The organism is Rubrivivax gelatinosus (genome assembly GCF_016583785.1).
In the GTDB taxonomy this organism is placed as follows: domain Bacteria; phylum Pseudomonadota; class Gammaproteobacteria; order Burkholderiales; family Burkholderiaceae_C; genus Rubrivivax; species Rubrivivax gelatinosus_B.
The window spans coordinates 1-3034 of the sequence record NZ_NRRU01000194.1 but is presented as its reverse complement, the minus strand read 5'-3'; the positions used below and the strand labels follow the sequence as shown (position 1 = coordinate 3034).

Sequence of the window (3034 nt, the reverse complement as noted above, 5' to 3'; positions counted from 1 at the left end):
CTGCTGCACCACGACGGCGGGCGTGGCCTCGCCCAGTGCCGACGTCGGCCGCGGGGCCGGCGAGGGCTCGCCGGACGCGGCCACCAGCGGCAGCAGCAGCAGCGCCGCCAGCCGGCCGGCGTGGTGTGCCGGGGGCATCGGCCGTCCCGCGTGGGCTCAGACGCCGGCCGTCGCGAGCCGCAGCCCCGCGGCGGCCGGCGCCCAGGGCGCCGGGGCCGGCGGCAGGTCGGCACCGGGCCGTGCGTGGTGCAGGTCCAGCAGCCCGCGCTGGCTGGCGACGACCACCGCCTCGGTGCGGTTGCCGGCCTGCAGCTTGTCCATCACCGCCTTCATGTGGCATTTGACGGTGCCCAGCTCGACCTTCAGCCGCGCCGCGATGACCTTGTTCGCCAGGCCCTGGGCCGCCAGCCGCAGCACTTCAGTCTCGCGCGGCGTCAGCGCCTCGCCGAGCAGGCCGTCGAGCAGGCGCTGCGCGATCGGCGCGCTGAGGTGGCGCACGCCGCGGTGCAGCTTGCGCACCGCGTCGACGACCTCGTCGCCGCTGCTGTCGGCACCGAGGTAGCCGCCGACGCCGTGGCGCAGCGCGGCGCGCACCTCGGCCTGGGTGCTGCGGCCGGTGACGATCATCGTGCGCGGCCGCGGCGCCGGGGCGCGCTGCAGGCGCTCGGCCAGGCGCAGCCCGCGCTCGTAGTCGGTGACGACGATGTCGACGCCGCGCTCGGCCAGCCAGGCTGGCAGCAGGTCGTCGGGCGGCAGCGGCGCCGGTGCGACCAGCTCGCAGTCGGGCTGGCGTGCCAGCGTGGCCGCCAATCCGGCGTCGACCAGGTGTTCGCCGTGCCGGACCAGAAGCCGGATCCGTGACATCGCGCCCATGTTCGAACTCCTGCTGCCTGACACGGACCCAGTGTGGCCGTGCCGGCGGCCGCACGCACGGCCCGGGCAGGGCGCCGGCGCACGACTCTTTCGGGGGGGCGGGTGGCGCTGTCGCCGGCGTGGACATCGCCCCGCGGCTAGCATGCGCGCGCCGACCCCGGGCCCGGTGCCCGGCCCGGGTGTCGATCGGCCCGGCAGGCCGCACACCCGGGGGGCACAGTTGACGGACACGCAGGCGCCAGCCTCGGTGCTGGCGATCGACGACCACGCGCTGCTGCGCGAGGGCATCGCCGCGGTGGTCGACGGCGAAGCCGGCCTGCGCTACGCCGGCGGCGCCGGCACGGCGCACGAAGGGCTGGCGCTGTTTCGCGCCCTGCGCCCCGACGTCACGCTGCTCGACATCCTGCTGCCCGACCGCAGCGGCCTGGACCTGATGGCCACGCTGCGCGCCGAGTGCCCGCAGGCGCGCATCATCGTGCTGACCACCTACCGCGGCGACGCGCTGGCCTCGCGTGCGCTGAAGGCCGGCGCGCTGGGCTATCTGCTCAAGAGCATGCTGCAGAGCGACCTGCTGGCCGCGATCCACGCCGTGCACGCGGGCCGGCGCTACGTGCCGGCCGAGATCGCGATCGAGCTGTCGGCGCGTCTGGGCGAGCAGGACCTGTCGGCACGCGAGCTGGAGGTGCTGCGCCGGGTGGCCGACGGCAGCTCGAACAAACGCATAGGCGCCGACCTGGGCATCTCCGAGCAGACCGTCAAGGGCCACCTGAAGAACATCCTCGGCAAGCTGGCGGCGCGCGACCGCACGCACGCCGTCACGATCGCGCTGCAGCGCGGTTTCTTCTCCGTCTGAGGCTAGGCCGTCGCGGCGTAGGCGGTGGCCGCGGGCACGCTCAGCGCCACCGTGCTGCCCTGGGCGCCGCTGCGGATCTTCAGCTGGCCGCCGATGCGGGCCGCGCGTTCGTGCATGCCGGCCAGGCCGAAGTGCCCCGGCCGCGCCGCCTGGGCCGGCGGCGGCACCTCGAAGCCTTGGCCGTCGTCGTGCACCGACAGCCGCAGTGCGTCGCGGCCGTAGCCCAGTCGCAGCTCGATGCGGCCGGCGCCGGCATGGCGCAACGCGTTGCTCAGCGCCTCGCGCGCGATGCGTTCGGCCTCTTCGGCCACCAGTGCGTTCAGCTCGCGCGGGCTGCCGTCGAGCACGAGCTCGCAGCGGGGCTCCGGCGTGGTCTCGGTCAGGCTGCGGCAGGCCTCGGCCAGGGCCAGGTGCAGCGGCACCGCTGCGCCCTGGTGCCCACGCAGTTCGGCGACGCGGTCGCGGCCTTCGGTGACGACCTCGTTGGCACGCGTCAGCGCCAGCTCCAGGCGCTGGCGCAGCGGCGTGCCTTCGGGCACCTGGTTGGCGGCGGCACGCACGTGCAGCGTCAGGCCGGTGACGCTCTGGATCAGCGTGTCGTGCAGCTCGCGCGCGATGCGCTCGCGCTCCTGCAGCCGGGCTTCCAGGCGCCGGCGCAGCTGGGCCGATATCTGCCAGACACGCAGCCGGTACAGCAGCCACAGCAGCGCGGCGGCGGCAGTGGCCGCCAGCGCGGCGAAGGTGCGTGTCTGCCAGAAGGCCGGCGGCACGTCGAAGGCGAGCGTGGCGCCGGTCTCGTTCCAGACGCCGTCCTCGTTGCTGGCGATGACGCGGAACACGTACTGCCCGGGCCCGACGCGCGTATAGCTGGCTTCGCGCCGGCCGCCGGCGTCGCGCCAGTCGCTGTCGTAGCCCTCCAGCTTGTAGCGGAACTGCACCCGCTGCGGCACCGTCAGGCTGGTGGCGGTGTAGTCCAGGCGCAGGTCGGCGCGGCCGACCGGCAGCGTGGCGCCGGGCGCGACCGCGCGGCCGTCGGCGTAGAGCCCGCGGATGATCACCGACGGCGCCAGCGTGTTGTGCCGCAGCCGCGCCGGGTCGACGACGAACAGGCCGCTGGGCAGCGCCGCCCACAGGCGCCCGTCGCCGGCTTCGATCAGCGAGGGCAGCGGCCGGATCTGGCTGGCGCTGCCGAGCAGGCCGTCGAGGGCGTCGAAACGCTGCACGCGCATCGTGTAGCCGGGGTCGGCGAGCGCGTGGCGCCACTCGGCGGCGGCCTGTGGCTGCGCACCGGCGACGGCGTGGCACGCA

The 3034-nt window shown here is 75.4% G+C and carries 3 protein-coding genes; 1 reads left to right on the top strand and 2 read right to left on the bottom strand.

The window, feature by feature from the left end:
* Nucleotides 1-156: 156 nt before the first annotated feature.
* The gene (locus CKO43_RS25205; protein ID WP_200230241.1) at nucleotides 157-873 is read right to left on the bottom strand and encodes a response regulator transcription factor; all 717 of its coding nucleotides are present in this window, start codon (nucleotides 871-873) and stop codon (nucleotides 157-159) included.
* 220 nt (nucleotides 874-1093) lie between these two features.
* Between CKO43_RS25205 and CKO43_RS25200 the strand changes: the two genes are divergently transcribed.
* Nucleotides 1094-1726: a response regulator gene (locus CKO43_RS25200; protein WP_242478027.1), complete on the top strand. Its 633-nt coding sequence runs from the start codon at nucleotides 1094-1096 to the stop codon at nucleotides 1724-1726.
* Nucleotides 1727-1728: 2 nt separating this feature from the next.
* Here the strand turns inward: CKO43_RS25200 and CKO43_RS25195 are convergent.
* A partial coding sequence (locus tag CKO43_RS25195) for an ATP-binding protein (protein WP_242481408.1) occupies nucleotides 1729-3034 on the bottom strand: 1306 nt, incomplete at its 5' end.

Excerpts from the sequence above, each read along its gene's own strand:
- CKO43_RS25205 (WP_200230241.1), bottom strand. The coding sequence starts at position 873 with ATGGGCGCGATGTCACGGATCCGGCTTCTGGTCCGGCACGGCGAACAC.